Origin of the sequence: Sporosarcina sp. FSL W7-1349 (assembly GCF_038003045.1) — a bacterium.
Classification (GTDB): Bacteria; Bacillota; Bacilli; order Bacillales_A; family Planococcaceae; genus Sporosarcina.
On sequence record NZ_JBBOOK010000001.1, the window covers coordinates 1543364 to 1569498 of the forward strand.

Sequence of the window (26135 nt, forward strand, 5' to 3'; positions counted from 1 at the left end):
TACTAACAAAGGTCAAAAATCAGACCCGATTTCCATGGAACTTTTACAAATTCATGACCGCTTCGATGAAATGATCGCCGCGTGTTTCAAAGTTCGGATACTGATCCCAACTGGCACATGCGGGCGATAGTAAAATCGTGTCCCCTTCATCCGACAATGGAAATGCCTTCTGAACCGCGTCTTCCATGCTGTCGGCGAGCAGGATGTCTAGTACACCGCAAGATTTCGCGAACTCAGCGAATCTTGCGGCCGTTTCTCCCAGGCAGACTACCGCCTTGACATTCGTCATATAAGGCCGGAGCTCTTCGAATGAATGCCCCCGGTCCAGACCGCCGGCAAGCAACACGATCGGTCCGTTAAAAGCCGTTAAGGCGCTTTTCGTCGCTAATGTATTGGTAGCTTTGGAATCATTGTAAAATTTACGTCCCTTCGATTCCTTGACGAACTGCATCCGATGTCTGACTCCGGTGAAGGAACTAAGTACATTCTCGATAGCAATTTTATCACAGCCAGACAAAATTGCAGCAGCTGTGGCGGAGAGAATGTTTTCCAAATTGTGTTGACCCGGCAGCATGATGAGGGAACGGGACACATACGGCTCCCCATTCCAATATATTCCTTCCTCATCCGCTGATATCCCGAATTCCGTTCTGCCTTTGAGCGAGAACGGAATTTTCGTCGCTGTTGTGGAAGCGGCATACTTCTCGATTTCCGGCTGGTCGGCGTTGTAGATAAAATAATCGCTTTCCAATTGGTTTTTCGTAACTGCGAACTTGGCTTCCGCATAGGCTTCTGACGAACCATGATAATCCAAATGGGAGTCGTATAAATTGGTCCAAATCGAGATTTTCGGACGGAAAGCTTCCGTCCCCATCAATTGGAAGGAGGAAGCTTCCAATACGATGATATTGTCCTCCATCGCCTTTTCGGCGACCGAACAGGAGACCGTTCCGATATTCCCGGCAATCAACGGATGCTTCTTACCGATGTTGAGCATATGGAATAAGAGAGTAGTCGTGGTCGTTTTGCCGTTCGATCCGGTGATGGCAATGATCGGAGCCTCACTGATGCGATATGTAAGTTCAATTTCGGTCCAGACTGGGATGCCGCGCTGGAGTGCTTCATGGACTACCGGATTATGATAAGGGATGCCCGGGTTTTTGACGACCAAGTCAAATCCTTTGTCTAGAATTCCGGGAGGATGCCCGCCGCAAATAACCGTGACCCCCGCTTCACGAAGCGATTTCACTTCCTCATTTCCTCCGTCGGGTGAGGCGTCATTCACTGTGACGGTCGCACCGATCGAATGCAGCAAATTCGCTGCCGCCACCCCGCTTTTCGCGAGACCAAGGACGAGGACATTCATCCCCTTGAAGAATTCCCGGTTTTTCATTTACATCACCTCCAACATGACAGGAACGATGGCTGCAAGAAAGGCGACTCCCCAAAATACGAGGACAACTTTCCATTCCGACCAACCGGATAATTCAAAATGATGGTGGATCGGACTCATTTTGAATACCCGTTTGCCTGTCGTTTTAAAACTGATCACTTGAATGATGACCGACAGTGTTTCAATTACATAGACGATTCCAATCACGAGGAGCAGGAATTCCTGCTTGATGAGGACAGATGTCATCGCAAGCGCTCCTCCGAGAGCCAGCGATCCCGTATCGCCCATGAACACTTTTGCCGGCTTGACATTGAATAATAGGAAGCCGAGCATCGCCCCGGTGGCGATAAACGCGAACATGGCAATGTCCAGCTGGCCGTACAGCAGCGCGTGGACGCCGAACGCACCGAACGCGATAGATGATGTCCCGGCGACAAGACCGTCCAGTCCATCCGTCAAATTGACTGCATTGGAAAATCCAACAAGCCAAAACAATAGGAACGCCACATAAAATACGCCCAATTCAATCGTGAAATCTGTAAATGGCAATTTGACAGTCGTATCAAACGGCCCGAGCTTCAATAGGAAAAACGCCAAGATGGCGACGATAATTTGACCTGCCAATTTTTGCAGGGAGGTCAATCCTAGATTCCTCTTCAAAACGACGATGATGAAATCATCCAGGAAACCGATGATCCCGAAACCGACAAAGACGATCAAGAGGACGATGGTCTGGGTTGTCATCACATCATAAATCGATGATAGGGCAAGAGTGGTGATGATGATGGAACCGATGAAGATGAGACCGCCCATCGTCGGGGTTCCCGCTTTCTTCTGATGGGATTCCGGTCCCTCTTCCCGGATGCTCTGTCCGAATTTCATTCTCCTCAAAACGGGGAGGATGAAAACTCCTAGTATTGCCGAAGCAATGAATGCTACCGAAATGGCAGTCAAGGTCGTGGCGAGTGTCATGTTTTTTTCTCCTTCTATCCTACCGGCACGGCAAGAATTTCCTGCCGTGCCAGCCTTTGCAATTCATCATTCATTCCGTATAGACGTGAATGACATCCTCTATCGTAATCAACGTATCCGGCGCCGGCAACTGATATTTTACCTGTTCTCCCGAGCCATGCCATTCGATGCGATACGTATGCAATTGACTCATGATTTTCCCTCGGGTCATCCCTGTCAGATCAGGTGCCCGATGGGTGAGGGTGTCTCCCCACCGATATTCTTTTTCAATCTGGCCTTCTCTTTTGGAAATACCCGCCAATGGGGCTATCTCTTCGATGATTCTTCCGACGATTGGAGCGGCGATGACACCACCAAATTGGACGGAGTTTTTGGGACTATCCACAGCTGTATAGACTAGCAGTTCAGGATCATCCGCCGGAGCGAAACCGATAAACGATACGATGTAATCGCCATCCTTGTAACGGCCATCCTGCACTTTTTGAGCAGTCCCCGTCTTCCCGCCAACTCGAAGGCCATCGGTGAACGCATTGCGGCCCGAGCCGTTGGCAACAACGGACTCAAGCGCTTCCCTCACCTGCTTCGATGCTTCTTCTCCGATGACACGACGCTGCATATCAGGTTCAAAGGTTTGCAGTGGATTTCCTTTAGAATCCGTAATTTCTTTCACAATATACGGCCTATATAAATATCCACCATTAATTGCTGCAGCCACAGCTTGAACTTGCTGGATCGGAGTTACGGAAATCCCTTGACCGAATGCCGTCGTCGCTTGCTCGACCGGGCCGAATGCCTCTTTGGAAAATAAAATACCATTCGCTTCGCCCGCAATCCCCGATTTGGTCGATTGGCCAAATCCGAAATCCCGGATGTATTTGGAAAGCTTTTCAGCTCCAAGCCGCTGGCCGATTTCGATAAAGCCTGGGTTACACGAGTTTTCGACGACTTCCAGGAAGGTTTGATCTTTATGCCCATCCCGTTTCCAACAGCGAAGCCTCGCATTGCCGACCATCGTATAGCCTGGATCATAAAAATGCTCGTTGTGGAGATCGACCAATTTCTCTTCCAGTCCCGCTGCCAACGTGACAATCTTAAAAGTGGATCCCGGTTCGAATGTCATCCAAACGGGAAGATTCCGGTTATAGATACTTGGGTCTACCTTTTGATAATTCGCAGGGTGGAAGGTCGGAGCGGAAGCAAGAGCCAAAATTTCGCCCGTTTTCGGATTCATCACGATGGACAATGCCTGTTCGGCATCATATTTTTCCATTGCTTGCAATAATTCGCGCTCAACGATCTTTTGCATCCGGAGATCGATCGTCAATTCGACGGATGCTCCTTCCTTGCCCGTCTTGAACCCGTCGTCCACATGAGGGAGGGGCACCCCTTTTGCATCCGTGAACAATCGGATTTTATCGCCGGTGCCCCGTAAAATTTCATCATACGCATATTCGATTCCCGCCAGGCCATCGCCGTCATAACCGGTGAATCCGATCAGCCTCGACAGCAATTCGCCATTCGGATAATGCCTGACAAAATCGACCCCTGTATACAGGCCATCCAGTTGAAGCTTGGCAACTTCCTCGGCTTGATCCTGTGTAATATTTTTCCCTTCTGGCGCCAACTTGACCATATACGCCTTTTCGGACATCTTCTCTTCCAGCTTCGCCGGATCGGCATCTAGGACGGCGGCGAGCGTATTGGCTGTACTTTCAATGTCCTCATTTTGGGATGGCATGAAATACAAAGTAGGCGCCAGCTGGTTGCCGACAATCAGATTGCCGTTGCGATCGAGAATGTCCCCGCGTATCCCGCCAAACGGGATTTCCCGGTCCCAATTCACTTCCGCCCGCTCTTTCAGTATTTCATGCTTTACGATTTGGCTATAAAACAGCTTCCCTACGACACTACAAAGCAGTATGAGAAATAGTACGAATACGGCACGTAATCTTTTTTTAGATTGTAAATCGATCATGGAACGCAGCGAAAACACGCCTCCTGTTTTTCTACCAAGGTATGAACAGGAGTGAACGGCTATTCGTCAACCTCCGATAATAGTTTCCTCCTCCGCCTGCTCCTCTTTCGGCTTATACTGTTCCGAAGGAGGCTGCAAGTGAATGACGAGTGGATCCTCGGGTCCGACGACCGTCCCTTGCGATAAGCTTTGTTCAATGACATAACCGTCACCATTCATGCGGATATCCAAGCCCGATAACAAGGTAAAGGAAAACACCATTTTTTTGGACCATCCGGTGAAGTCAGGCAATGTTGTTGAACCATCCGTCTTCAATAAAACAAGGGAGCCTTTTCCAAGTCCACTGCTTCCCTCTGGATATTGCCCTTTGACAATACCCCCCTCACCAATGACGACCGGGACAAAACCCTCTTCCTGAAGTGTTGCTACCGCACTGGCAGACTCTTTTCCGATGAACGACGGGAGTGCAGTCGGTTCAACTGTCGTCTCCCCTTCCGGCACGATGTTCAAATACTTCAAACTGCTCTCCATGACCGAGTTGAACACCTCCGAAACCGGTTTGGAACCATACTCTCCATCTCCTAATCTAGGCTGTTGCACATAGACATATGTCAACAATTGAGGATCCTCGATGGGAGCCATACCAAGGAAGGAATAAAGGTAATTTCCGTTCCCGGACAAATAGCGTCCGCCGGAGGAGATTTCCGCAGTACCGGTCTTACCGCCGACTGAATATTCCTGTAGCGCAAACGGTCTGCCGGTACCGATATCCGATGTGACGGTGGAAGCCAGAATCTCCCTCACTTGTTTCGCAGTCTCAGCAGAAATTGGCGTACCGCTTTTTTCCGGCTTACGGCTTTGGACGATTTTCCCGGTATTAGGATCCGTAATGGATCGGATGACATACGGTTTCATCATAACGCCATCATTGGCGATGGCCGTGGCGGCTTGGATCATTTGAATAGGTGTGACAGTCGAACCTTGTCCGTAAGCAGTCGTCAACCGCTCACTTGGATACCGATCTAAGATGATGCCCGATGCCTCATTCGGTAAATCGATGCCGACTTTTTTACCGAAACCAAAGGAATGCATGTATTCGATGAATTTTTTATCGCCTAATCTTTCAAGCAAATAGGCCATCGCAACGTTGGAGGATCGTTGGAACCCTTCTAAAAATGTGATAGTCCCCCATCCTTGGCGGACGACGTCGCGGATTGTCCGGTCATATACGGTATATTGCCCTGACTTATAGTAAGCGCCCGGATCCCATTTCTTTTCCTCGATTGCGGCGGCCAACGTGAACATTTTCGTCGTCGAACCCGGCTCAATTGTTTGTTCGATCGCTTCATTCAACCAATTTTCCGTCAGCCCTTCCCGGGTACCGGGATGGAAGGACGGCCGTTGACTCATCGCCAGAATTTCACCTGTTTTCGGATTCGCTACGATGACCATCATTTTTTTAGGCGAATATTCCTTTTCAACGCGATTCAGTGCATCTTCCACGAAATTTTGGATTGTCTTGTCAAGGGTCAGTTCAATCTGATGACCGTGCTGTGCAGGCGTGATCATCTTTTTGGAATTCGGCAAGATGAACCCCCATCGGTCGGATTCGAAATTTACTTTTCCATCGGTGCCGTTCAATTCATCATTGTATGTTTTCTCCAGCCCCATTTTGCCGACGGTCATGACATTTTTATCTTTATCCTCTTCCCTCGTCGCAAACCCGACCAAGTAGGAAGCGAACACGCCATTCGGATAAAATCGTTTTTTATCTTCGATGAACAGGATGCCTGGCAGCTCCTGTTCCCGGATTGCCATAACTGTTTCATGGCTGACGTCGCGTCCTGCCTTGCCGAATTCCACTTGATAGACGTCCGCATTCGCTGCTTTTGCATCCGTCATGATGGATAGGATTTTCTCTTTTTCAAGCGGAATATGTTCCGCCAGGACTTCCGCCGTCTTTTCATAATCCACGACGTGCCGGAGCTTCTTGGAATCCTTGCTCGCCTTTTCATTCAACACGGCAATGAGTTTATAGCTCAATGTGTCGGAAGCGATCAATTCGCCATTGCGGTCCACAATTGTCCCGCGGTCTGCCTTCAGGATGGATTCCCTTGCATATTTTGCTTCAGCCAAGGTGGCCATCACCCGACCTTCCGCCTGACCGGTGATCTGGATGAAAAGCAATCTTCCGAATAAAAGGAAAAAGAGCCCTCCGTAAACTACAAACATCAGAAAGGCTCCCCATTGGAATCGAAACTTTTTTTTCATCGTCCAGGCACGACCTTTACGTTGTTCTCGTTCAGATCCAAGCCGAGTTCCTTCGCTTTTTCCCATATGCGCTCATATGTGGATTTTTCTTTTACTTGGATGGACAATTCCATATTCTTTTTTGTAGTTTCTTCAATTTCTTTGTTCAGCAATTGCACTTCCTTATTCGTGTCATTGATCTGAGCCTGCGTATGTAAAATCGTTGTTGCACAAAGTACGAGCAGGGAGGCGACAAGCACGAATAAGAATTTTTCCCCGACGGAGAAAATCCGACGGGAAGGCTTTGTCTTCGGTGCGTTTTTCGGTACTTCCGGTGTTTCAAGTTCGCGTACATAGGTTGTCTGAAATTTTCTCTGTTCTAGTGCCATTCACCCATTTCCCCTTTACTTTTTTTCTGCAACTCTGAGTTTTGCTGACCTTGCCCTTTTATTTTCTTCTATCTCTTTCTCTGTGGGCACGATCGGCTTCCGTGTGACCAGTTTCAATACCGGCTCCATCCCCTCTGGAATGACTGGCAAGTTCGGTGGTAGATCCGGTAAGGAAGATGCTTCTTTAAAGATTGTTTTGCACAATCGGTCTTCTAATGAATGGAAGGTGATTACACTGATCCGGCCTCCCGGGTTCAGCAATGTGATGGCGTCCGTCAAAGATTGTTCTGCGGCACCCAATTCATCATTGACCGCAATCCGGATTGCTTGGAAGACACGCTTCGCCGGATGTCCACCTGTTCGGCGGGTCGCCGCCGGAATGCCCGATTTGATCAATTCAGCCAGCTCGGTCGTCGTCCGAATCGGTGAGTGCTTGCGCGCCTCCTCGATTTTCCGTGCGATCTGCTTGGAGAATTTCTCTTCCCCATAGCGGAAGAATATACGGACAAGCTCTTCGTAAGGCCATTCGTTGACAATGTCATATGCCGTCAATGGAGCATCCTGATCCATTCTCATGTCCAACGGGGCATCGTGATGATAGCTGAACCCCCGTTCGGGCGTATCCAGTTGCGGGGACGAAACCCCGAGATCATAGAGGATGCCATCCAACCCGTCAACGCCGATCTTCTCCAATTCCGTTTTGAGGTTTCTGAAGTTGGAGTGGATGAATGTCACATTCGGCAAATACTCTCGCAACGTTTCCTTGGCCGCCTCGATAGCAGTCAAGTCCTGATCGAAACAGATCAGCCTTCCGCCTTCGGCCAGCTGTTTGGCAATCTCACGGCTGTGGCCGGCACCGCCTAACGTACAATCCACATAAATACCATCGTTTTTTATGTTCAGTCCTTCGACGGCTTCGTGAAGTAATACAGTTGTGTGTTGAAACATTGAAACCGCCTTCTTTCTAAAAGTTCAACCATACGCTTCTAATTTTAAAAATCAAAGTCAATAATATTTTCCGCGATTTCGTTGAAGGATTGTTCGGAGTCCTCATAATAGTCTTGCCACAAGTCTTTCGACCATACTTCAATCCGGCCGGAAACTCCGAGGACGACGCATTCCTTTTCAATTTTCGCGTATTGCAGCAGGGAGGATGGGATGTTGATGCGCCCTTGCTTGTCCAGTTCCACTTCCGTTGCACCGGAAAAGAAAAACCGGGTGAACGCGCGGGCATCTTTTTTTGTAACAGGCAGCGCCTTCAGCTTTTCTTCCAAGCGCTTCCATTCATCCATCGGGTAGCCAAAGAGGCAATTATCGAGCCCTCTTGTCAATACGAAACCATCCCCGAGATGTTCCCTGAATTTCGAAGGAACGATCAGGCGGCCCTTTGTATCGACAGTGTGCTGATACTCCCCCATGAACATACTCTTCACCCCACTATATGAATTTAATGTACCACATCCCCCCACATTCCTCCACCAGTTTCATGAGAATAATACCGATTACATATCAAAATGTGTCAATAGTACTTCATTCATTGAGATTTCAATGCAAAAAAGAAAACACCCCTGCCCGCATGACTATGCTTGCATGAGTGTTCGACATTTTTTTGTATTCCATTACATTCCAGCAACGATGCGACAAGAGCCGCAACTGCGCCTCGGAAGATGTCACGTTGTGTTACAGATAGACGACCTTATGGGAACTGTCGATGGTGAATGGCAGTTTCAATAAATCCTGTATGAGGTACGGCCCATATTCGTTCATATAGCCATATGGTGTGTAAACCCGTTCCTGCAAGCCTCCGTTCGGAAACAGCTCGGACTCAAGCAGATCAAATGAACGGAGAACGGCATCATTTTTTAGCAGATCGGCTTCTTCTTTCTTATCTTGTAAATAACCGAGCTGTTTTAGATGAAACCCTAGATTTTTGTCGGCCAATTTTTCGACCGTCGGATATTCTTGTCCCAGGTGGGCTGCGATCTTGCCATATTGTTCGGTGAGCAGTCTTTCCGTTTCCACAATAAATGACTCGAATCGCTCATCTGACAAGCTTTCAATGAATGACTCCCGCGTTTTCCCGACTGCGCCGTTTATCACATCCACTACCGAGAACGATCTCTTCTCCAGTTCTTGGTTGACCTGGGGCGTGACGAGCGTCATCGACATCCGGGGGACGATGATTGGCATTTTCATACCAAGATGATGGAACGCGTCTTTCAGCACGGCCCAGTAGGCGATTTCTCCGGGTCCGCCAACGAATGCCAAAACCGGGAATACCATATCCTGCATCAGCGGACGAGAGGCTACATTATTGCTTAGCAGCCACGGTTCCGTCTCCGCAATGCGAAGCAACTCCCTTTTCGAGAACCGGATGCCGCTAGCACGGTTTACAAACTCGCCATTTTCCCTGGAAAGAAGGATCCGCCCCGTTTCATGCACATAAAAAAGATGGGCTGCGTCTTCTTGCGCCATGATCGGTGTCCCGAACCCCTCTCGTTCAAATGCTTGTTCCTTATCGTGGATCAAACGCGCGAGCTCCGGAGAAGTTTCGATGAATCGAAGAAAGTATTCCGACTCCAATTGGCGCAGCGCCGGATAAGCCGAATCAATGAATAAGAGCCCCTCCTCCTGGAACAGACCATTCATCAAACGCACGAAGAAGCCGGTGAAATTGTCTTCATTTCCCACTGCGGCCAACACTTCATCTAATAATCGCTTCGTGTAGGATGTTTCCCCGAACTTCCCAAAAACCTCCCGAATAAACGACTCCATCTTCTTCTTGTCATAGGTCGCATCGGAAGCCATCAACTTCAATATATAATTTTCCGGGTATTGGCTTTTCGCAATCCGTCCGCCTGACTCCGTATAGACATGATTGATTTCATTCAGGTCGTGGTCTTCGCCTGCCACCCAGAATACCGGAACGACCGGGGTTTCAAGCTCCACCCTCTGTTTCTTCGCGAGAAGGATGACCGTGATCGCTTTATGCACGGAATACAAGGGACCCGTCATGATGCCGGCCTGTTGCCCCCCGATGACGACCGCCGCTTTGTCCCCCAACTCCGCGATATGGCGGCGGGCGGCTTCCGAGATGCCAAACGGCTCCATGAAGGATTGGATGACCTCCGCCAGCTCCGTCCGGCGATAGGTCCTTCCAGAAAGCTCCTCCAATCGCTCTGGATAAGCCTCTTGCTTATTTACGTAATCAAAAAATGTATGTACAAATCCGTGATCATGTTGATATGACTGCATCACTTTATTTTTTATTGGCAGCGTCATCTCTTGCAATTCCATCGTTCAAGCCCCTTTGTAACTAACAGTATGAACCGAGTATAGCATTTCAATCGAACTATTTGAAAAACAAATGCTTATGGACTCCCACTAGGCGACATACTCGACAATCTTCTTGATGACACCAACGGCGATCAAAATGATATATGCGAAGGAAAGCACGAGGAAATAGAGACGCCATGCACGCTGCAATACACGAAGGATTTTGAATTCTTTCACCCGAAGCCGTTCGATGATGATGAGAACAATGGCAATCACGAGGGCAATCCCCGATATGAGCCACCCAGGCCCATCCCCGAATATTGCATGGGCTACGACATAGACAGCAAAAAATAGGAATGGGGTCGTGACATCCGCTGCCCGCCCCATCATCTTGGCGGGTGCCCTACCCATCTTCCGCATGATTACCACATAGGAGAGCGTGACGATGAGCGGAAAAAGGATGATCGTGCCAAGAAGCCCTGAGATCACTTCATTCATCGACCTGCCCCTCCCCCATCAACCGCTTTCAACATCCGCTCCAGCGTCTTCAATAAATTCAATGATACATTACGGCTTTCCGCTTTTCGGATAACCGCGGTCACTATCGTTTCAATTTCCATCGGACGTCCGGCCTGCCGATCCGCCAGCATGGAGGAATGATTGGATGCCGTCTTTTGGCAAACGCCGACCACTGCTTCATATGGAAGGAAAGTGCGGAATTCCGGAAAAGCTTCCATCAGTTCCGCATACAATTGCCGGAACAGGGAGGACGCATGACAGTTGTCGACCAGCTCTCCATTCTTCACTTGCAGCAGGGCGGTCAGTGGATTGATCATGCAGTTGATGAGCACTTTACGCATCAAAATCTGCTCCGCGTCCTCATGAAATACAATAGGGAATTGTTCGGTTACTGCGCTATCCAGCAAATGAAAGACATTCCGTTTTCCCCTGCCGACCGCGATTGTCATGGAACCGACGCCGTTATGGGACACGGTCCGATCATCCAGACGCCCCGCGCCATGCTCGACCGTCGCGAACGCGAACTGTTCCCAATCCGATCCATAGGCAAGTTCCAGATGGGCAATGCCATTCTGGATGAAAAGGATGGGCCCGGTCACCTTCGTTTCCTTCATTTCGGACAGAATGCCATGCAGCCCGGCAAACTTTGTGCTGACAATCCAAAGGGCGTCTTTCGGCAACTGTTGGATATCATCCGTTGCGTAAGCGGGGAAAACGGATGCCGTTCCATCCATATTGATCCGCTGAATCCCTTCCCGATTCAGAGCATCCGCCTGTTCCTTTCTTCTCGTATGGAACGCCACGTCCATAGCAGCTTCTTGCAAATAGGATCCGATCAGCATGCCGATCGATCCTGCACCAGCGATGACCACCTTCATTCGGCCATCCCCCTTTCATGATGATAATCCGCCGGAAGGCTTTTACTTGAATTCGCAATAACCTTTGCGGATTCAAGTAAAAGCCCGCCGGAATCCAGGCGGGCCTTGTTTCCACTATTTGATTATACAGGATATACCGGGTGTTTTCTCGGTGGTTGTGGAATATCTTTCGTGCTATAAAGACGGAAGCGATCCGCCAGCACTTCACGCAAGCTGGAAGGAGCCACGATTTCGTCGATAATCATCTCGGAAGCCAATTTATAAATATCGATTTCCTCTTTATACTCCTTGTGCTTTTCCTGAACGAACGCCAAACGCTCTTTCGGATCTTCAATCGCTTCGATTTTATTGGAATACACCGCGTTGACCGCCGCCTCCGGACCCATGACCGCAATTTGGGCAGTCGGCAGGGCAATGCAGACATCCGGCTCGAACGCAGGGCCGGCCATCGCGTAAAGACCTGCTCCATACGCTTTGCGCACGACGACGGAAATCTTCGGAACAGTTGCCGAACTCATTGCCATGATCATTTTTGCGCCATGACGGATGATTCCTGCGCGCTCGACTTTTGTACCGATCATGAAGCCTGGCACGTCTGCCAAGAATAGAAGCGGAATTGAGAACGCATCACAAAGATTGATGAATTTCGCCATCTTATCCGCAGAGTCCACGAACAGGACGCCGCCTTTCACCTTCGGCTGGTTCGCAATGATCCCGACAGGCTGCCCTTCGATCCGCGCAATGCCGGTGATTACTTCTGCCGCAAACAGTTTCTTAATTTCAAAGAAGCTGCCTTCGTCGATCAATGCATCGATCGCTTCATACATATCGAATGGCGCATTCTGGTTTTCCGGAATGATCGCTTCCAAAGGACGACCCGCCTTTGCAGCGACCGTTTCTTTCAAGGCCGGCATCTCTGTGAAGTTGGCTGGGAAATACTCAAGATAACGGCGAGCCTCGGCAATCGCTTCCTCTTCATTCGCCGCCAACACATCACCGACTCCGCTAACGGAACAGTGCATGCGCGCTCCACCCATCTCTTCGAGCGTCACCTTTTCGCCGATCACTTTCTCTGCCATCCGCGGAGAGCCCAAATACATCGAGGCGTTTCCGTCTACCATGATGACGATGTCGCAGAATGCCGGGATATACGCTCCACCCGCCGCAGACGGTCCGAAAAGGATGCAGACCTGAGGAATGAAACCGGATAACCGCACTTGATTATGGAAAATCCGGCCCGCTCCCCGACGATTCGGGAACATATCCAACTGATCCGTGATGCGCGCTCCTGCCGAATCGACGAGGTAGAGCATCGGAACCCGGTTCTTCTCCGCAATTTCCTGGATACGGATGATTTTTTCAACGGTACGGGCTCCCCACGATCCCGCTTTCACCGTCGAATCGTTCGCCATGACGCAAACGGTCTGCCCGTTCACTTTCCCCATTGCCGTGACGACGCCATCCGCCGGCAGATCCCCCGCTTCACAATTTGCGAAGCGGCCGTCTTCCGTATACTCGCCATCATCGAATAATAAACGCAGACGATCGCGGACGAATATTTTATTTTGCTTCTTCAGACTTTCATGATACTTAGGATGCCCCCCGGCAAAGATCTGCTTCAGCTGTTCTTCCAATTTCTCGTTGTATGCCGGTTGCTCTGTCACTTTCGTCATATCGATAAACCCCTTTCATTCAAATGTTTCCCCATGATGCCATTCCCTTACATCAATTACGCTGACACATTCTTACCTTGGATCAGAGTGTTCTATATGGATTCTTATTACGCCTCAATTGTCAGAAGAACGTCTTCTTCATTGACGAAATCGCCGACTTGGACTTGAATAGATGCCACTTTGCCAGCCGTTTCCGCTTCCACCGGAATCTCCATTTTCATAGACTCCAAGACAAGGACGACTTGTCCTACTGTCACTTCTTCCCCTTCTGATACGTTCACTGTAAAGACGGTCCCCGCCATTGATGATTTCAATTCTGCCATTATTGTACACTCTCCTTTTGTTTTTCCAACCAACCCGGCAACACGGCCGTTGTATAATCACCCGCTTGGAATTCCTCGGACTGAAGAAACGCGGTGAATAACGGAATATTCGTTTTCAGACCTTCAATTTCGACCTCATTCAAAAACGCTTGTGATTTCGCAATTGCCTCTTCACGAGTCGAAGCGTGGACGATCACTTTCGCGATGAGCGGATCATAGAAAGGTGTCACTTTCCCGCCCTCCACATATCCGGAGTCAATTCGGACATTATCCTGGCCCTTCCAGTCCAATTTGTTGATTGGCCCTGGAGAAGGCATGAATTTGACCGGGTCTTCCGCGTAGATACGGTATTCAATCGCATGTCCTGTCGATGTGATTTCTTGTTGTTTTTTCACAGGAAGTTCGTTGCCCTTTGCCACTTCCAACTGCCATTCAACGAGATCGTAGCCCGTCACTTTTTCCGTGACCGGGTGCTCGACTTGCAGCCTTGTATTCATCTCTAGAAAATAGAAATCATTGTTTTCATCGACTATGAACTCGACTGTTCCAGCGTTTTTATAGGACACTGCCTGGGCAGCATCGACTGCCGCCTGATGAAGCCGGTTTCTCGCATCCTCCGGTAAATGCGGAGAAGGAGATTCCTCGATCACTTTCTGATTACGCCTTTGAACCGAACAGTTCCGTTCGAAAAGATGGACAATATTACCATGTTCGTCCCCGAATATTTGTACTTCGATATGCCGGGCATTCGCGATGAACTTTTCAAGAAACACGACATCATCCCCGAAATACGCCTTCGCACGTGTTTTTACCGATTGAAAATGTTGAGTGAGTGCTTGCTCATCTTCGCAGCGCACCATGCCGATTCCCCCACCGCCGGCACTCGCCTTCAACATAATCGGATAACCGATTTCTGCGGCTGCTTGAATGGCTTCTTCCACCGTCGCCACGCCTTCGTCGGTTCCCGGGACAACGGGCACCCCTGCCTGTTGCATCGTAACGCGCGAGCCGATCTTATCCCCCATTTTATCGATCGTATCGGCGTCCGGTCCGATGAATGTAATCCCTGCTTGCTCCGCCTTGCGGGCAAACTCGGAGTTTTCCGATAAGAGACCATACCCAGGATGAATCGCTTTAGCGCCTGTCCGGATAGCGATATCAATAATGTCATCCGCTTTCAAGTACGACTGCTGCACTTGGGCAGGTCCTAGCAGAAAGGCTTCATCCGCTTCTTGGACAAAAGGCATTTCGCTATCCGCCTCCGAATAGACCGCCACTGTTTCGATCCCGAGACGTTTACATGTCCGGATGATTCTGAGTGCAATTTCCCCACGATTTGCAATCAATATTTTATCCATAGTAAATCCCCCATTTCGTTTACTAGTGAACTTTCTCTTCCCCCTTTAGTTTATACGATGACTGAAACCGTTTTCAACCTCTGTATGAAAATATTTCGGAAGAGTCAATCATCAAACTATGAAAAACCTTGATTTTACAAGGTTTTTAGGTTTTTTAAAAGTTAGAATATTTTAATGGAACTTGTCTGAATTTGATTCAAAAAATGGAATACATCTGGAATGGAAAGTTCAGTTGTAAATCATTTTCCGTTTTTCGCTAGAAATTGCCGCACTGCTTCATGATGGGCTTCACTCGCCCATAAAATGGAGCACTGGCGGGATTCCTCCAACATGCGGTCGCGCATGAAATCCGCTGTCCATTTGCGGATTGCCACTGTCTTGTACGCCCGGTGGACAGAAGGATGGATTTTCGACATTTTGGAAAGAAATTGAGCCAATCCTTCCTCAGCACTGCCATCATATAATTCAGTCGCCCACTCCGCCTCCAGCATTTGCTCAGCCGTGCGGATATTTGCTTCGGATAAGAGCCGGAACACACGGTCATGCTTTCCATCCTTCTCGAAAAGCAGCGTCGCTCCGCCCCAGCCGGTCGTGATGGCAAGCGTCCCTTGAATGAACCCCGCTTTCGCTTGGGAAGAGACAATCCGGTAATCACAAGCAGTCGCCACTTCACAACCGCCGCCCACTGCCGAACCATTCACCAAGGCGATGACCGGCATCGGGAGAGTCGCCACCCGGTAAAGCAATCCAGCCATGCGGCTCAACATGGGATAAGCTTCCTCGGCGGTCTGCATGCCATGGAACTCCGACAAATCGCCGCCCGAACAAAACGCCCGATCCCCCGCGCCTGTGATGACCGCGTACCCCACATCCGGATTGTCCGAAATCCGGTCCAGGAATTCTTCCAAGCCGTCCATCACCTCATAATTGACCGCATTCATCCGCTCCGGCCGGTCGATCGTGAATGTCGCAATCCCTTCATTGATCTCGATTTTATATGACATCCCATCCACCCTTTCTTTCTGTATACCTTTTTAGAATACCATAGGTTACCAAGATTAGGGAACGGTTTGTGGGATGGGGATGGGTCGGAAACGTTTCGGGGTTGAGTGAAAGTGTTTGGAGGTCGAGCGATAGTGTTGCGAGGTTTTAGGGAATTATTGTGGGGGTTGAGTGGAACGTTATGAAGTTTGGTAAAAACGTTTGGAGGTGGACGAAATGTTGAGAGGTTGGTCGATGATGTTGAGTGGTTTCAAGGAAATGTTGCGAGGTTTGAGAGAAATGTTATGAGGTTTCTGGGAAACGTTGCGAGGTTTGAGAGAAATGTTATGAGGTTTCTGGGAAACGTTGCGAGGTTTGATCGGAACGTTATGAAGTTTGGCAAATACCTTCAAAAGCGTCCAAAACACCGCAAAAGTCCAGCACATCCAGCCAAATTAAAAACCACCGGGAGCCATGGTCTCTCGGTGGTCTTCTAATAAGACGTAGGCCTTATCTATAGACAAATCTTGATTATTCGCCTACGACGTCTTTCCCTTTGTAGTGACCGCATGATTTACATACGCGGTGAGCCAACTTCATGTCGCCACAGTTTTCACATGTCGTCATGCCAGGTACTTGTAGTTTGTAATGAGTACGGCGTTGGCGTTTTACTGTTTTGGAAGTTCTTCTTTTTGGTACTGCCATTGGGGGCACCTCCTTATAATTGCCTATTCATCCTTGGATTCGAAAAACTTGGCCAGATCGGCAAGTCTTGGATCCACTTTGGTTTCCTGTTCTTCCTGGAGCCGGGCTTGGAATTCGTCGTCCGTCGTATAGGACCAGCCTTTTCCTTCGGTTTGCTTCATTTCGTCTGCATTCTCGCTGAACACTTGAAGCGGGACTTCCAATAGGAGCAATTCCTCGAAAAGAGGCGTCGGGTCGATGACCTCCCCCACAACCGGATGAATTTCATCGTCCGTTGCCAAGGTGGCTTCGTCCCAACTGAATTGTTCGTCGGTTTCAATGGAAAACGGGTACTCGACATCTTCCCAAGTCCGTGAACAAGGCAAGGTCATTGTCCCTTCCAAATGAAATCGGCATGTCAGCTTTTTTGAACCGATGGAGCAGCTGCCGGTCACATGGACAGGCGAAATATCCCGGATTTCCGGATTCCGTTTTTTGACGGATGCAAGGTCAACCGCTTCGTCAAGTGGCATCGGACCTTGTCTGTATTTCTGTAATTGATGGATGGACCATTTCATGTCTATCACCTCAAGACAACAAAATTGATTATATAATGTGGCTGTAGGGATGTCAAGATATTTTCTTGTCACCGGTGACACGGAATACGTTATAATTATCCTATATTGTAGCAAAGGAGGGACCGCTTTGAAAGCGACAGGAGTCGTCGTCGAATATAACCCATTCCATAATGGTCATCTCCACCATGTAACGGAGGCACGAAACCGGACGGATGCCGATATTATCATAGCCGTTATGAGCGGAAACTTCCTGCAGCGGGGAGAGCCCGCCTTCGTCGACAAACGGACGCGGGCCAAGATGGCGCTGGAAAACCATGTCGATATCGTATTCGAATTGCCTTACGCCTTCGCCACAGCTCATGCGCCCGAGTTCGCACGCGGAGCCATCACACTTTTGGACGCCGCCCATTGCGACGCCTACTGTTTCGGAAGCGAAGACGGAGATATCCAGGCATTCGAAAGGGCGCTGGACCTCATCGAGCGCGCAGGACAGGATTATGAACAAACGGTGAAGACCGCCGTGAAACAGGGGGTCAGTTATCCACAAGCGTTGAATGAAGCGTACCGCCAGACCGTCCGCCTGTCCGATTCCGGCGAATCAGTAGTGGATTTGACCAAACCGAATAATATTTTAGGGTATCAATACATGGAGGCCGCCCGTACGCTTGGATCTTCCATGAAGGCGGTCACCATCCCGCGCATTATAGCGGGCTATCATGACAAGGCGGTCGTTGGCAATTCGATTGCGAGCGCAACCGGAATCCGTAAATCCTTTTTTGAAATGGCAGCACTGGATGCGGTTTCGGGTTTCATCCCAGAACCGACTCGGACCGGCCTGGTGGACTGGCAGGAGGAACAGCAGTCTTTCGGCGCTTGGCCTTCGTTCTACCCATTGCTTCGCGTCATCATCCTCCGCGAGGGGCCCGAGCGACTTTCCCGGATTGCAGACATTACAGAGGGCATCGAGAACCTCTTATACCGCGCTGCCGCAGAACACGGCGAATTCGAACCGTTCATGAATGAAGTGAAATCCAAACGGTACACGTGGACCCGGATCCAACGCATGCTAACGCATATTTTTACCGGTTACACATATGAATTACGCAATGAAATCGAGGCTCCTTCCTATTTGCGGCTACTTGGCATGACGGAAGCGGGACAGCGGTATTTGAATCAATTCAAGAAAAAGATGAAGCTGCCCATCGTCAGCAAGGCAGCCTCCTATTCCGATCCGTCCCTCGCCATGGACTGCAAGGCGTCGGACATGTACGCTTTGGGGATTGGAGGCGGGACAGCCCACTCCCGTCTAGGGGCCGATTACAAGCACCCCCCTATCATCATTCCGTAGGATTTATTTTTCTTCTAGCGTCTGCAAATAAGCAAGGGCATCATCTACCGTCTTCACTGGCACGATTTTCATTTTCGTGCCGATTTTTTCCGCCATTTTCACCGCTTCCTCGTAATTTGTCATGATTCCCGGGTTCGCTTCCCGCACTTCGTCAGGCAAATCGTCATCCGGGGCAAAGAAAATTTCCACGCCTTTCCGGTCGGCCGCGACGACTTTGAAATCGGCCCCGCCGATCCGTCCGACCGTCCCGTCTTCCAGCATTTCACCGGTTCCTGCAATGTTGTACCCCTTCGTCAAATCCTCGTCCAGTAATTGGTTTATAATTTCAAGAGTGAACATCAACCCTGCCGAAGGGCCGCCGATATCGGCTGTATGGAAATCTACTTTTGGATCCGTTGTCAGCGTCCGGTCCTCTTGAAACTGGATGCCCAGCCCGACACGCCCATCGTTATCCGGAATCTCTTTCATCGATAGGGCGATAAGCTTCTCTTCCTTTTCCCGTTCTATTGTCAGATGAACGTCATCCCCTTCTCCCTTATCGGCAATCAAAGAAGCAAATTGCCCAGTTTCCTTCAAAGGAACCCCATCTACCGCATGGATTTTATCTCCAACTTCCAATTTCCCGTCCGCGGCTCCACCCGGCAAGACCATCATGACGAAAACCCCGTCAAAATCAACTTTCAGTGGAAACCCTGTTTTTTGATAGGCAACATGGATTGCGTTGAATTGCGAATCAGACATCAGCTTTTTCTGCCGCGTCGTATATTCTTTGTCATCCTCCCCATGTCGCCGCACTTTATAGGAAGGCAAGAGCTTTTGATAGTCGGAGAACTTCGCGTAGAGATAGGTGGCCGGCGTCGCTTTCGACACGGAAATGGTCATCAAGCTGAATGTGCCGATATCGTCTTCATCCCCTCCCTGAACTTTGACAAATGGGGAAAGTTCGTAAGCACCGCCAGGCTTCGATATGTACGTATCCATCGGATATAAGAGCACTGCGGCCAGGATGGCAAGGATGGCTAGCAGCAAACCAAGCCGTTTCATTCTCATCAATGGTCACCTCCGTTAATAGCCTGTTCGTTCTGGACATATATATAAGCCAAGATCAGTAAAAATGTTTTTTCACCTGCCAAGTAGCCGGATTATTTTTCCTTTGGCTGGCACTATTCCAGTCTAGCATTGATAAAACGGCCGGACAAAGAGTTTTATTTCCATCCTCAGCTTTCTACCTACTCTCAGAAAGGAGCAAGTGCATGAACCGTCACATTCAGGCACCCCGATCGTAGTCAGATGGCAACCATTGCGATCATCTGGGGACTGATCATCCTTTTCATCTTGCAACCCGGCATTTCTCACGAAGGAGCGGAATTCGGCGCTCAACTGTTCGTCCATGCGCTCCTTCCGTATTTACTGCCCTATATCATTTTGACCCAATGGCTGCTAAAAATACCGGTTCGGGCAAGGCGGACTTCAAAATGGCAAAAATTCGTGAAGGCTTATATTCTTGGCTCGTTCGGCGGTTTCCCGGTCGGGGCTGTGACCGTATCCGAAATGAAGAAAAACGGGGAATTGACGAGGAGGCAAAGCGGCCTGCTCTTAGCCGCCTGCCATGCACCCGGTCCAATGTTCGTCATCGGTTTCGTCGGGACAGAATTGTTTGGCAGTGTCGGGGCAGGATGGAAATTGCTGGCCGCCACTCATTTATCGAATATCCTTTTTTTCATGCTCACTTTATTTCTCATGCGAAAAGATGAATCCCAAGAAAAACCGAATGACGAGCCCAAATCTCGAGAAACCGGCTTGCCTTTGCTGGATGCCATCAAAGAGAGCTCTTCGATCATCATACTCGTTGCCACCACGGTCATTTTCTTCTCTTCCCTTGGAACAGTCTTGTCATCAGTCGCCACCGCCACATTCACCGTCGATCTCGGCATTACTAAGACGATTGCGCTATCCATTTTTGAAATGACATCAGGCGTCCAATCCGCTACTGACCATTTCTACGGGTATGCCTTCTTCCCATTTCTCATCGCCGCCATTTTATCATTAAATGGGATGAGCATTCATATGCAGGTATTTGTCATTGCAAACGCAGCCCGTCTCCCGTTGATGCCCTATGTGTTAGGAAGGGTCTGGAGCTTCCTCCTCGTCCCGTTCCTGTTTTATCTTATTTACTGAGGAAGTGAAAATGGTTATGATGAGCAGTCTCATCATAACCATTTAGCATTACGCATTGAATTTTTGTCTTAGTGCTTCCTCCACCCGAGGAGGGACGAGCCCTGAAATTTTTCCACCATATTTAGCAGCTTCTTTCACCATGCTGGAACTTAGAAAGGAGTATTGATTATTCGTCATGATGAAGAATGTTTCAATGCTTTCGTCCAGATAGCGGTTCATCGATGTGATCTGCATTTCATATTCAAAGTCGGAAACGGCGCGCAACCCTCGGACAATCGCAGCCGCCCCTACACTTTCCGCATAGTCGATCAACAACCCCGTCGATGAGTCGACTGTCACATTCGGAATGGAAGCGGTCACTTCTTCTATCAAGGAAACCCGCTCTTCCACCGTAAATAACGGATTTTTCGATGAATTGATCATGACTACCACTTTGACCTGACTGAATACTTTGGCTGCCCGTTTGATAATATCCAAGTGTCCGTTCGTCAGCGGATCGAAACTCCCCGGCACAACTCCAATTTTTGACACATTTACCCCTCATTCCCGAATATCGTTATGGCTGTATTTCCATAGACGACATTTTTAATTTGTTTAAATGAACCATAGGACATCGGCAGTTCCATCTTTTTCTCGTGCTCGCAAATAATGAGAGCCCTCTCAGACAACAGACCAGCCTCGACTAGTCCGTTTGCCAGCCCATAGAGCTTTTCTTGGGCGTAAGGCGGGTCGATAAAAAGCAGATCGACTCTCCCCCCACCCGATTCCAAAATCTTAACTGCGTTTCGGGCATCTGCCCGATGAATATGTACTTGGTCGGAGAAACGGCATTTTTCCGCATTTGCTTGGATGATTGCACAAGCTTTCGGATTCTTTTCAAAAACGATAGCCTTTTCGGCACCTCTGGACAACGCCTCCAGCGATAAAGAGCCGCTGCCGCCAAACAGCTCCACCACGGTTTCGCCGTCAAAATAGGGGCCGATGATGTTGAAAAGGGACTCTTTCACCTTATCTGACGTCGGACGTGTTCCCGTTCCCGGCAACGACTTCAACGGAATTCCTCTCCTAGATCCTGCTACGATCCTCATTTCGGTTGAACCTCCTCCAACAGATTTGCAATCGGCACAATATCAATCTGCTCCTCTTTCTTCTCGATGCTCAGCAAAAATAGACGCTTGAATGCCTCTTCTTGGAAATAGATATCCCCTTCCAACAGTTCGAAAGGAATGGAATTGACCGTGAATTTCTGTTCATTATACACGTAAAAAGGATCCTTTCTCGGAAACCTGAAATTCCGTTGGTCGCTTTTTATATAAATGGAACGTTCGTTGCTGTCGATCGTATAGCCGATCTTGCGTAAAATTGTCTTCGAGGGATAAAGGATCTTCCCGTCTTTCAGCAGGACGCGCAGTTCCGGGAGCGCCTCTCCATTCAACGTGACAGTCCGGAGATCTTCCACGAGGAATGGATGATCGGCGGAACCGTCTTTGAGGCTTTTCTCAAAATAGGAAGTACCGAATCCCGTTACTTCGCCTATCAGGTCATCAAGAGCGGCCCCATTCATCTTTTCCCCTGTTTTCTTATGTAATTTGGTTTGCAAAGCGGCCATCTCATCCTCTGTAACCGATTCCTGCAGTGTTTGGTACATGGCCCGGGCTTCGGATGAACCTGTCGGCTTATCGCTCAAAATGGAAGCGAGCACTTCGGCAAGGGTCGGTCCGGTTGCCGGCAGTTGAAATCGTCCATCCATGCTGCTTGCCATAAAAAGGTCCGTGGCACGGCCGATATTTCGATTCGGTGTGATGATGAAACGCCCCGAACGGATGACTTGTCCCTCCTTCCCCAAAATAACGGTGGAATGAGGCACCTGCACTTCCTCCAACGCCGCATTCGCGCTCTCAAAATTGACCTCCGTCCCGCTTTTCCCGTAGACGGATAAGCGATCTCCCTTAAATACCAAAGGCGAATTCTCTTTTTGCCAATAAAGATCGGATATGCTACCTGCCCCCCGGTAATAGGAATAATCGATATGTTCCATCTCCTTATGCCCAATCCGTTTCAAGCCATTGACCCATAAGCCGCCAATCCCTGTTTCATCCGTCAGATGGAAGCGGGTCGTTGACACGATTGCCCCCCGAAGCTCTGCAAAGGTGTTTCGGAAGAGGGCGGTTCCCTTCATGGCCTGTTCCTTTGGGATCACATAGGAAATGGACTGGACAGGCACTTCCCCTTCTGATAGCCCGGTCAAATTTTCATCCAACCGGTCACAGGAAGTCGGTTCTTCTAAATGGCAGGAGCGGGTCACACTTTTCTCAGGCCAGACGATTTCGTATCGATCCGAGGATAAGTTGCTAAAATGGTGGCGGATGTGAAGGCCATCCGGACGGTTCACCAACTCAATCTCCTGCTTAACTTCCCGGATGCCCGCAGCTTCCGCGTCCGACCCTTCTTTCTGACTGTAATGCATATATATAAGAAGCGCATCCACAATCAACAAAATTACAACCGTCCTAACAATAAATTTCAAGTTCTACACCCCGTCGCATGGTATGATGAATACGGTATTCCATATTCAGAAAGGTAGTGTTCCTTATGATTTTGCATCAGCGATTTATCGAACTCGGCGAAGGGTATGGTGATGTTTACGAACTCTGTGAATTGATCCATACCAACGGGCACCGTTTACATAACACCTATTTGTTGGCTTCCAATACAGCAACCGGCAAGGCGTTTTCACTGGCCGCCTCGTTCCGACCGGCCAGCGGTTGCAATTTCATGCCAATCTACATTTGCCGCGAAGGCATTGCAGACCGGGATTCAAAACGGATCACCCTGTTCCAGGAAGCAGCGCAGCAAGCCGGAAGCCAGCCTGTCGCCATCGAATTAAAGAACTCTTCAGAATTTGCCGAGCAAGAACTGTTCTATCAATATGTCATCGGCATCTTGCGCCTGAACCATTTATTGCCTCCGCTGCAATGAGCTTATAAACCGGCTTTATAATCATATTCTTTCGCTTTATCAGGCTTGGCATTCGTATATTCCGTCTTAATGAATGGCCGATAGGAAGGCAACACTTTTTTCACGGACGGCAACCGCTCGATCTTGCCGATGACTCCATCGACATCCTCCTGATTGCAATAGAGGACCACATATTTCATCTTGCGAGAGATATAATGGACATGACCGTATTTACGGAATGATTTTGCCTGTCTTAAATGATGGAGATATACAATTACTCCTTGTCGATCAACCATAGATTTCCCCTCTTTTCCTAACACATACAATACCATAGGTCCGAAAAGGCCTGCAACCGAACATCTTCCAACTTTTGCTCACAGAAAACCGGAACGGGCCACGCCGGAACGTGGACATTCATCAACTTAGCACAGGTGGTGTAGGGAAAGAAGATTTGCCATCTTACGAAAAAGGACTGGTCTGTATAATTTAGGGAACGGCAATCGACTGTGTACGAAGCTGCACAATCGGCTTGAAGGGCTGGAAATCCGTGGATAAAAAAAGGATGAACGGATGGAAAAACAATTGGCTTTAATACTGGACAAACTTGGAGAGTTGGATGGTATCCGAGGTGAACGAAGTAAAATTTTTTAATTTGCGAAGAGAACTGGCTATAGAGACGGGAAATCACGAACCATAACCTCTCACCCATTCAATGCCCTGTAAAACCGAGGCCCTTCCTTCCCGCCATCATCCAGGATTCCAACTGCTTTGTGTCCAAATATGGCTGACAGTACCAATCTTTTATCCTATAATGAAATAAGGATATGTAAATTGAGGAGGTTCCTGAATGGGGAAGAAAACAAAGGTTGCACTTTCAGTGGGGGCTGCCGGTATTGCAGCTTGGGCCGCTTCCAAAGTCGTGGCAAAACCAGTTCCACGGGAAGGAAAGAAAGCGCTCGATTTTGAAAACCCGATCATTCTGGCACGCCGGGGCGGTCTTGTGGACACACCGGAACACACAATGGCAGCATTCACAAAATCCGCCGAATTGGGTGTCCATGGATTTGCAATCGATGCCCGGCTGACAAAGGATGAAGAAATCATTCTCTTCCATGATGAAACCGTCGATCGGACAACGGATTTGTCCGGCAACGTGTCTGATTTTACGCTACTTGAATTAAAAGCGGCGGACGCCGGCTATGGATTTTCTGATGACAATGGAATTTTTAAATACCGTGACCAAGGGGAACAAGTTGTCACCCTTCGGGAAATTCTGGAACAATTCCCCCATATGTTCGTTATGATTAATTTGGTAGATGCACCGGATACATATGAAGGAAGCCTCATGCCGTCGAAGCTATGGGGTCTGTTGGACGAAATCGGAGTAGAGGATCGGATTGCGGTAACTAGCCCGTATGACGAGCAGACTGATCGTTTCAATTTATATGCACAGCATAAGATTGCCATCGGCGCCGGGGAGAACGAAGTGAAAAAAGCGTATGCGGCCTATGCAAGCAGATTCGGCCATCTCTACAATCCGCGGGCCGACCTGTTCAGGGTCCCCGATAAAAAGGCCCTTTTCCACTACGGATCCGATAGCTTCGTCCAGTTCCTTTCCAGATTGAACATCCCGATTTATTTTGAGGCCATTACAGATCGGGAAACCTTTACAAAATTACTGAATGCCGGCGCGGCCGGCTTTATTGTCGACAATCCAGAGCTAGCCCTGGAAATCGTGCAAGAGCATGGGGGCGAATGAAAAGAAAGGGCTGTCCGTAAAATCGGAGAGCCCTTTCTTTTCATACACCGAAGCCTGTGGGATATTTTAGTACAAAGAAAAGGGCCGCCCTTAACAGGCAGCCCTCTTCCTCAAGCCGAACAGGAACAGCTTCCACCGGTTCCGCAACCCGTTCCACAGGAGGAATCTGCGAAAAAGGCGTTGCCGGTCGGCACTTTCACCGCCTCTGAAACGGCATGGGCCATGTTTAGCCCGATTTCATCCAACACTTGCTGGATATCGTTCTCTGCCAGTCGCAAGGCGGCGACTTGTTTATTCAAGTCAAGCTCCCGCTTTTGCTGGCGGATCGTTTTCATCACTATATGGTAATCCGGGTGGTATCTCCCGAACCGCTGCACCTCTTCATATCGTTCTTTCATCTCGGTGAACTTCCTGATTGACTGGACTAGATCCGGATCCGAATAGACCCGATCGTAGGCCTGCTGGTACTCGGCCACTACTTCTGAATGCCGCAGCATATCAGCAAGTTCATCTATCTGTTCGATGATGGCGAGCCATTCGTCGGTCATCATCATACAATCATCGCCTCCCATCCCGTCCATCATACCAGATTTCGAGACGCATGTGCATCTATTGCCGCCCGGAATTTCAGGATGTTTCCATT

The 26135-nt window shown here is 49.1% G+C and carries 26 protein-coding genes; 4 read left to right on the forward strand and 22 right to left on the reverse strand.

Features of this window, described 5'->3' with window-relative positions; translation table 11 throughout:
* Nucleotides 1-43 precede the first annotated feature (43 nt).
* From murD to MKY41_RS07750, 16 genes are all read right to left on the reverse strand, one after another.
* Nucleotides 44-1393: a UDP-N-acetylmuramoyl-L-alanine--D-glutamate ligase gene (murD, locus tag MKY41_RS07675; RefSeq protein WP_340744473.1), complete on the reverse strand. Its 1350-nt coding sequence runs from the start codon at nt 1391-1393 to the stop codon at nt 44-46.
* Complete coding sequence (gene mraY / locus MKY41_RS07680; protein ID WP_340744474.1) at nt 1394-2365, reverse strand: phospho-N-acetylmuramoyl-pentapeptide-transferase; 972 nt, start codon at nt 2363-2365, stop codon at nt 1394-1396. It lies immediately after the preceding gene.
* Between the two features lie 70 nt (nt 2366-2435).
* The gene (locus tag MKY41_RS07685) at nt 2436-4340 is read right to left on the reverse strand and encodes a penicillin-binding transpeptidase domain-containing protein (RefSeq protein WP_340745657.1); all 1905 of its coding nucleotides are present in this window, start codon (nt 4338-4340) and stop codon (nt 2436-2438) included.
* Between the two features lie 66 nt (nt 4341-4406).
* Nucleotides 4407-6572, reverse strand: a complete 2166-nt coding sequence (locus MKY41_RS07690; RefSeq protein ID WP_340744475.1) for a penicillin-binding protein — start codon at nt 6570-6572, stop codon at nt 4407-4409.
* A 35-nt stretch (nt 6573-6607) separates the two neighbouring features.
* Nucleotides 6608-6979 (reverse strand): cell division protein FtsL, encoded by a 372-nt coding sequence (gene ftsL, locus MKY41_RS07695; protein ID WP_340744476.1) that lies wholly within the window; start codon nt 6977-6979, stop codon nt 6608-6610.
* Nucleotides 6980-6994: 15 nt separating this feature from the next.
* Nucleotides 6995-7927: a 16S rRNA (cytosine(1402)-N(4))-methyltransferase RsmH gene (gene rsmH / locus MKY41_RS07700; RefSeq protein WP_340744477.1), complete on the reverse strand. Its 933-nt coding sequence runs from the start codon at nt 7925-7927 to the stop codon at nt 6995-6997.
* Nucleotides 7928-7971: 44 nt separating this feature from the next.
* Entirely contained in the window at nt 7972-8403 is a 432-nt protein-coding gene (gene mraZ, locus MKY41_RS07705) for a division/cell wall cluster transcriptional repressor MraZ (RefSeq protein WP_041073868.1), read from the reverse strand.
* A gap of 256 nt (nt 8404-8659) precedes the next feature.
* Nucleotides 8660-10276, reverse strand: a complete 1617-nt coding sequence (gene bshC / locus MKY41_RS07710; protein ID WP_340744478.1) for a bacillithiol biosynthesis cysteine-adding enzyme BshC — start codon at nt 10274-10276, stop codon at nt 8660-8662.
* Between the two features lie 87 nt (nt 10277-10363).
* Nucleotides 10364-10753, reverse strand: coding sequence for a DUF3397 domain-containing protein (locus MKY41_RS07715; RefSeq protein ID WP_340744479.1), 390 nt, complete (start codon nt 10751-10753; stop codon nt 10364-10366).
* Complete coding sequence (locus tag MKY41_RS07720; protein WP_340744480.1) at nt 10750-11652, reverse strand: ketopantoate reductase family protein; 903 nt, start codon at nt 11650-11652, stop codon at nt 10750-10752. The genes MKY41_RS07715 and MKY41_RS07720 overlap by 4 nt, the downstream gene beginning before the upstream one ends.
* A 122-nt stretch (nt 11653-11774) precedes the next feature.
* Nucleotides 11775-13325 (reverse strand): acyl-CoA carboxylase subunit beta, encoded by a 1551-nt coding sequence (locus MKY41_RS07725; protein ID WP_340744481.1) that lies wholly within the window; start codon nt 13323-13325, stop codon nt 11775-11777.
* Nucleotides 13326-13432: 107 nt separating this feature from the next.
* On the reverse strand, nt 13433-13648 hold the full coding sequence (locus tag MKY41_RS07730; RefSeq protein ID WP_340744482.1) for a biotin/lipoyl-containing protein: 216 nt from the start codon (nt 13646-13648) through the stop codon (nt 13433-13435).
* Nucleotides 13648-15006: an acetyl-CoA carboxylase biotin carboxylase subunit gene (locus tag MKY41_RS07735; protein WP_340744483.1), complete on the reverse strand. Its 1359-nt coding sequence runs from the start codon at nt 15004-15006 to the stop codon at nt 13648-13650. The genes MKY41_RS07730 and MKY41_RS07735 overlap by 1 nt, the downstream gene beginning before the upstream one ends.
* A gap of 239 nt (nt 15007-15245) precedes the next feature.
* A complete protein-coding gene (locus MKY41_RS07740; RefSeq protein WP_340744484.1) occupies nt 15246-16010 on the reverse strand; it encodes an enoyl-CoA hydratase/isomerase family protein in 765 nt (254 codons plus the stop codon).
* A 508-nt stretch (nt 16011-16518) separates the two neighbouring features.
* Nucleotides 16519-16692: a 50S ribosomal protein L32 gene (rpmF, locus tag MKY41_RS07745; protein ID WP_084212437.1), complete on the reverse strand. Its 174-nt coding sequence runs from the start codon at nt 16690-16692 to the stop codon at nt 16519-16521.
* A 23-nt stretch (nt 16693-16715) separates the two neighbouring features.
* Complete coding sequence (locus tag MKY41_RS07750) at nt 16716-17249, reverse strand: YceD family protein (RefSeq protein WP_340744485.1); 534 nt, start codon at nt 17247-17249, stop codon at nt 16716-16718.
* A 127-nt stretch (nt 17250-17376) separates the two neighbouring features.
* Between MKY41_RS07750 and MKY41_RS07755 the strand changes: the two genes are divergently transcribed.
* The gene (locus MKY41_RS07755) at nt 17377-18597 is read left to right on the forward strand and encodes a nucleotidyltransferase (protein ID WP_340744486.1); all 1221 of its coding nucleotides are present in this window, start codon (nt 17377-17379) and stop codon (nt 18595-18597) included.
* A 3-nt stretch (nt 18598-18600) separates the two neighbouring features.
* Here MKY41_RS07755 and MKY41_RS07760 read toward each other — a convergent pair whose 3' ends face one another.
* Nucleotides 18601-19647: a SepM family pheromone-processing serine protease gene (locus MKY41_RS07760; protein WP_340744487.1), complete on the reverse strand. Its 1047-nt coding sequence runs from the start codon at nt 19645-19647 to the stop codon at nt 18601-18603.
* A gap of 240 nt (nt 19648-19887) precedes the next feature.
* Between MKY41_RS07760 and MKY41_RS07765 the strand changes: the two genes are divergently transcribed.
* Nucleotides 19888-20775 carry a hypothetical protein gene (locus MKY41_RS07765; RefSeq protein ID WP_340744488.1) on the forward strand — a complete coding sequence of 296 codons (888 nt, stop codon included), beginning with the start codon at nt 19888-19890 and terminating at the stop codon, nt 20773-20775.
* Nucleotides 20776-20823: 48 nt separating this feature from the next.
* Here MKY41_RS07765 and coaD read toward each other — a convergent pair whose 3' ends face one another.
* Genes coaD through MKY41_RS07780 form a run of 3 tightly spaced genes read right to left on the reverse strand, consistent with a single transcriptional unit; the run spans nt 20824 to nt 23302 of the window.
* On the reverse strand, nt 20824-21306 hold the full coding sequence (coaD, locus tag MKY41_RS07770) for a pantetheine-phosphate adenylyltransferase (RefSeq protein ID WP_340744489.1): 483 nt from the start codon (nt 21304-21306) through the stop codon (nt 20824-20826).
* Nucleotides 21307-21308: 2 nt separating this feature from the next.
* Entirely contained in the window at nt 21309-21863 is a 555-nt protein-coding gene (rsmD, locus tag MKY41_RS07775; protein ID WP_340744490.1) for a 16S rRNA (guanine(966)-N(2))-methyltransferase RsmD, read from the reverse strand.
* Entirely contained in the window at nt 21860-23302 is a 1443-nt protein-coding gene (locus tag MKY41_RS07780; protein WP_340744491.1) for a hypothetical protein, read from the reverse strand. Before MKY41_RS07780 ends, rsmD begins: the two co-directional genes overlap by 4 nt.
* A gap of 65 nt (nt 23303-23367) precedes the next feature.
* On the opposite strand from MKY41_RS07780, the gene MKY41_RS07785 reads away from it, so the two are divergent.
* The gene (locus MKY41_RS07785; protein WP_340744492.1) at nt 23368-23754 is read left to right on the forward strand and encodes a DUF7147 family protein; all 387 of its coding nucleotides are present in this window, start codon (nt 23368-23370) and stop codon (nt 23752-23754) included.
* A 2-nt stretch (nt 23755-23756) separates the two neighbouring features.
* On the opposite strand, the gene MKY41_RS07790 is transcribed toward MKY41_RS07785, so the two are convergent.
* Nucleotides 23757-24029, reverse strand: coding sequence for a YlbG family protein (locus tag MKY41_RS07790; protein WP_340744493.1), 273 nt, complete (start codon nt 24027-24029; stop codon nt 23757-23759).
* A 551-nt stretch (nt 24030-24580) separates the two neighbouring features.
* On the opposite strand from MKY41_RS07790, the gene MKY41_RS07795 reads away from it, so the two are divergent.
* On the forward strand, nt 24581-25492 hold the full coding sequence (locus MKY41_RS07795) for a glycerophosphodiester phosphodiesterase family protein (protein ID WP_340744494.1): 912 nt from the start codon (nt 24581-24583) through the stop codon (nt 25490-25492).
* 110 nt (nt 25493-25602) lie between these two features.
* Here the strand turns inward: MKY41_RS07795 and MKY41_RS07800 are convergent, their stop codons facing one another.
* Nucleotides 25603-26046: a YlbF family regulator gene (locus MKY41_RS07800; protein WP_340744495.1), complete on the reverse strand. Its 444-nt coding sequence runs from the start codon at nt 26044-26046 to the stop codon at nt 25603-25605.
* Nucleotides 26047-26135: the final 89 nt, after the last annotated feature.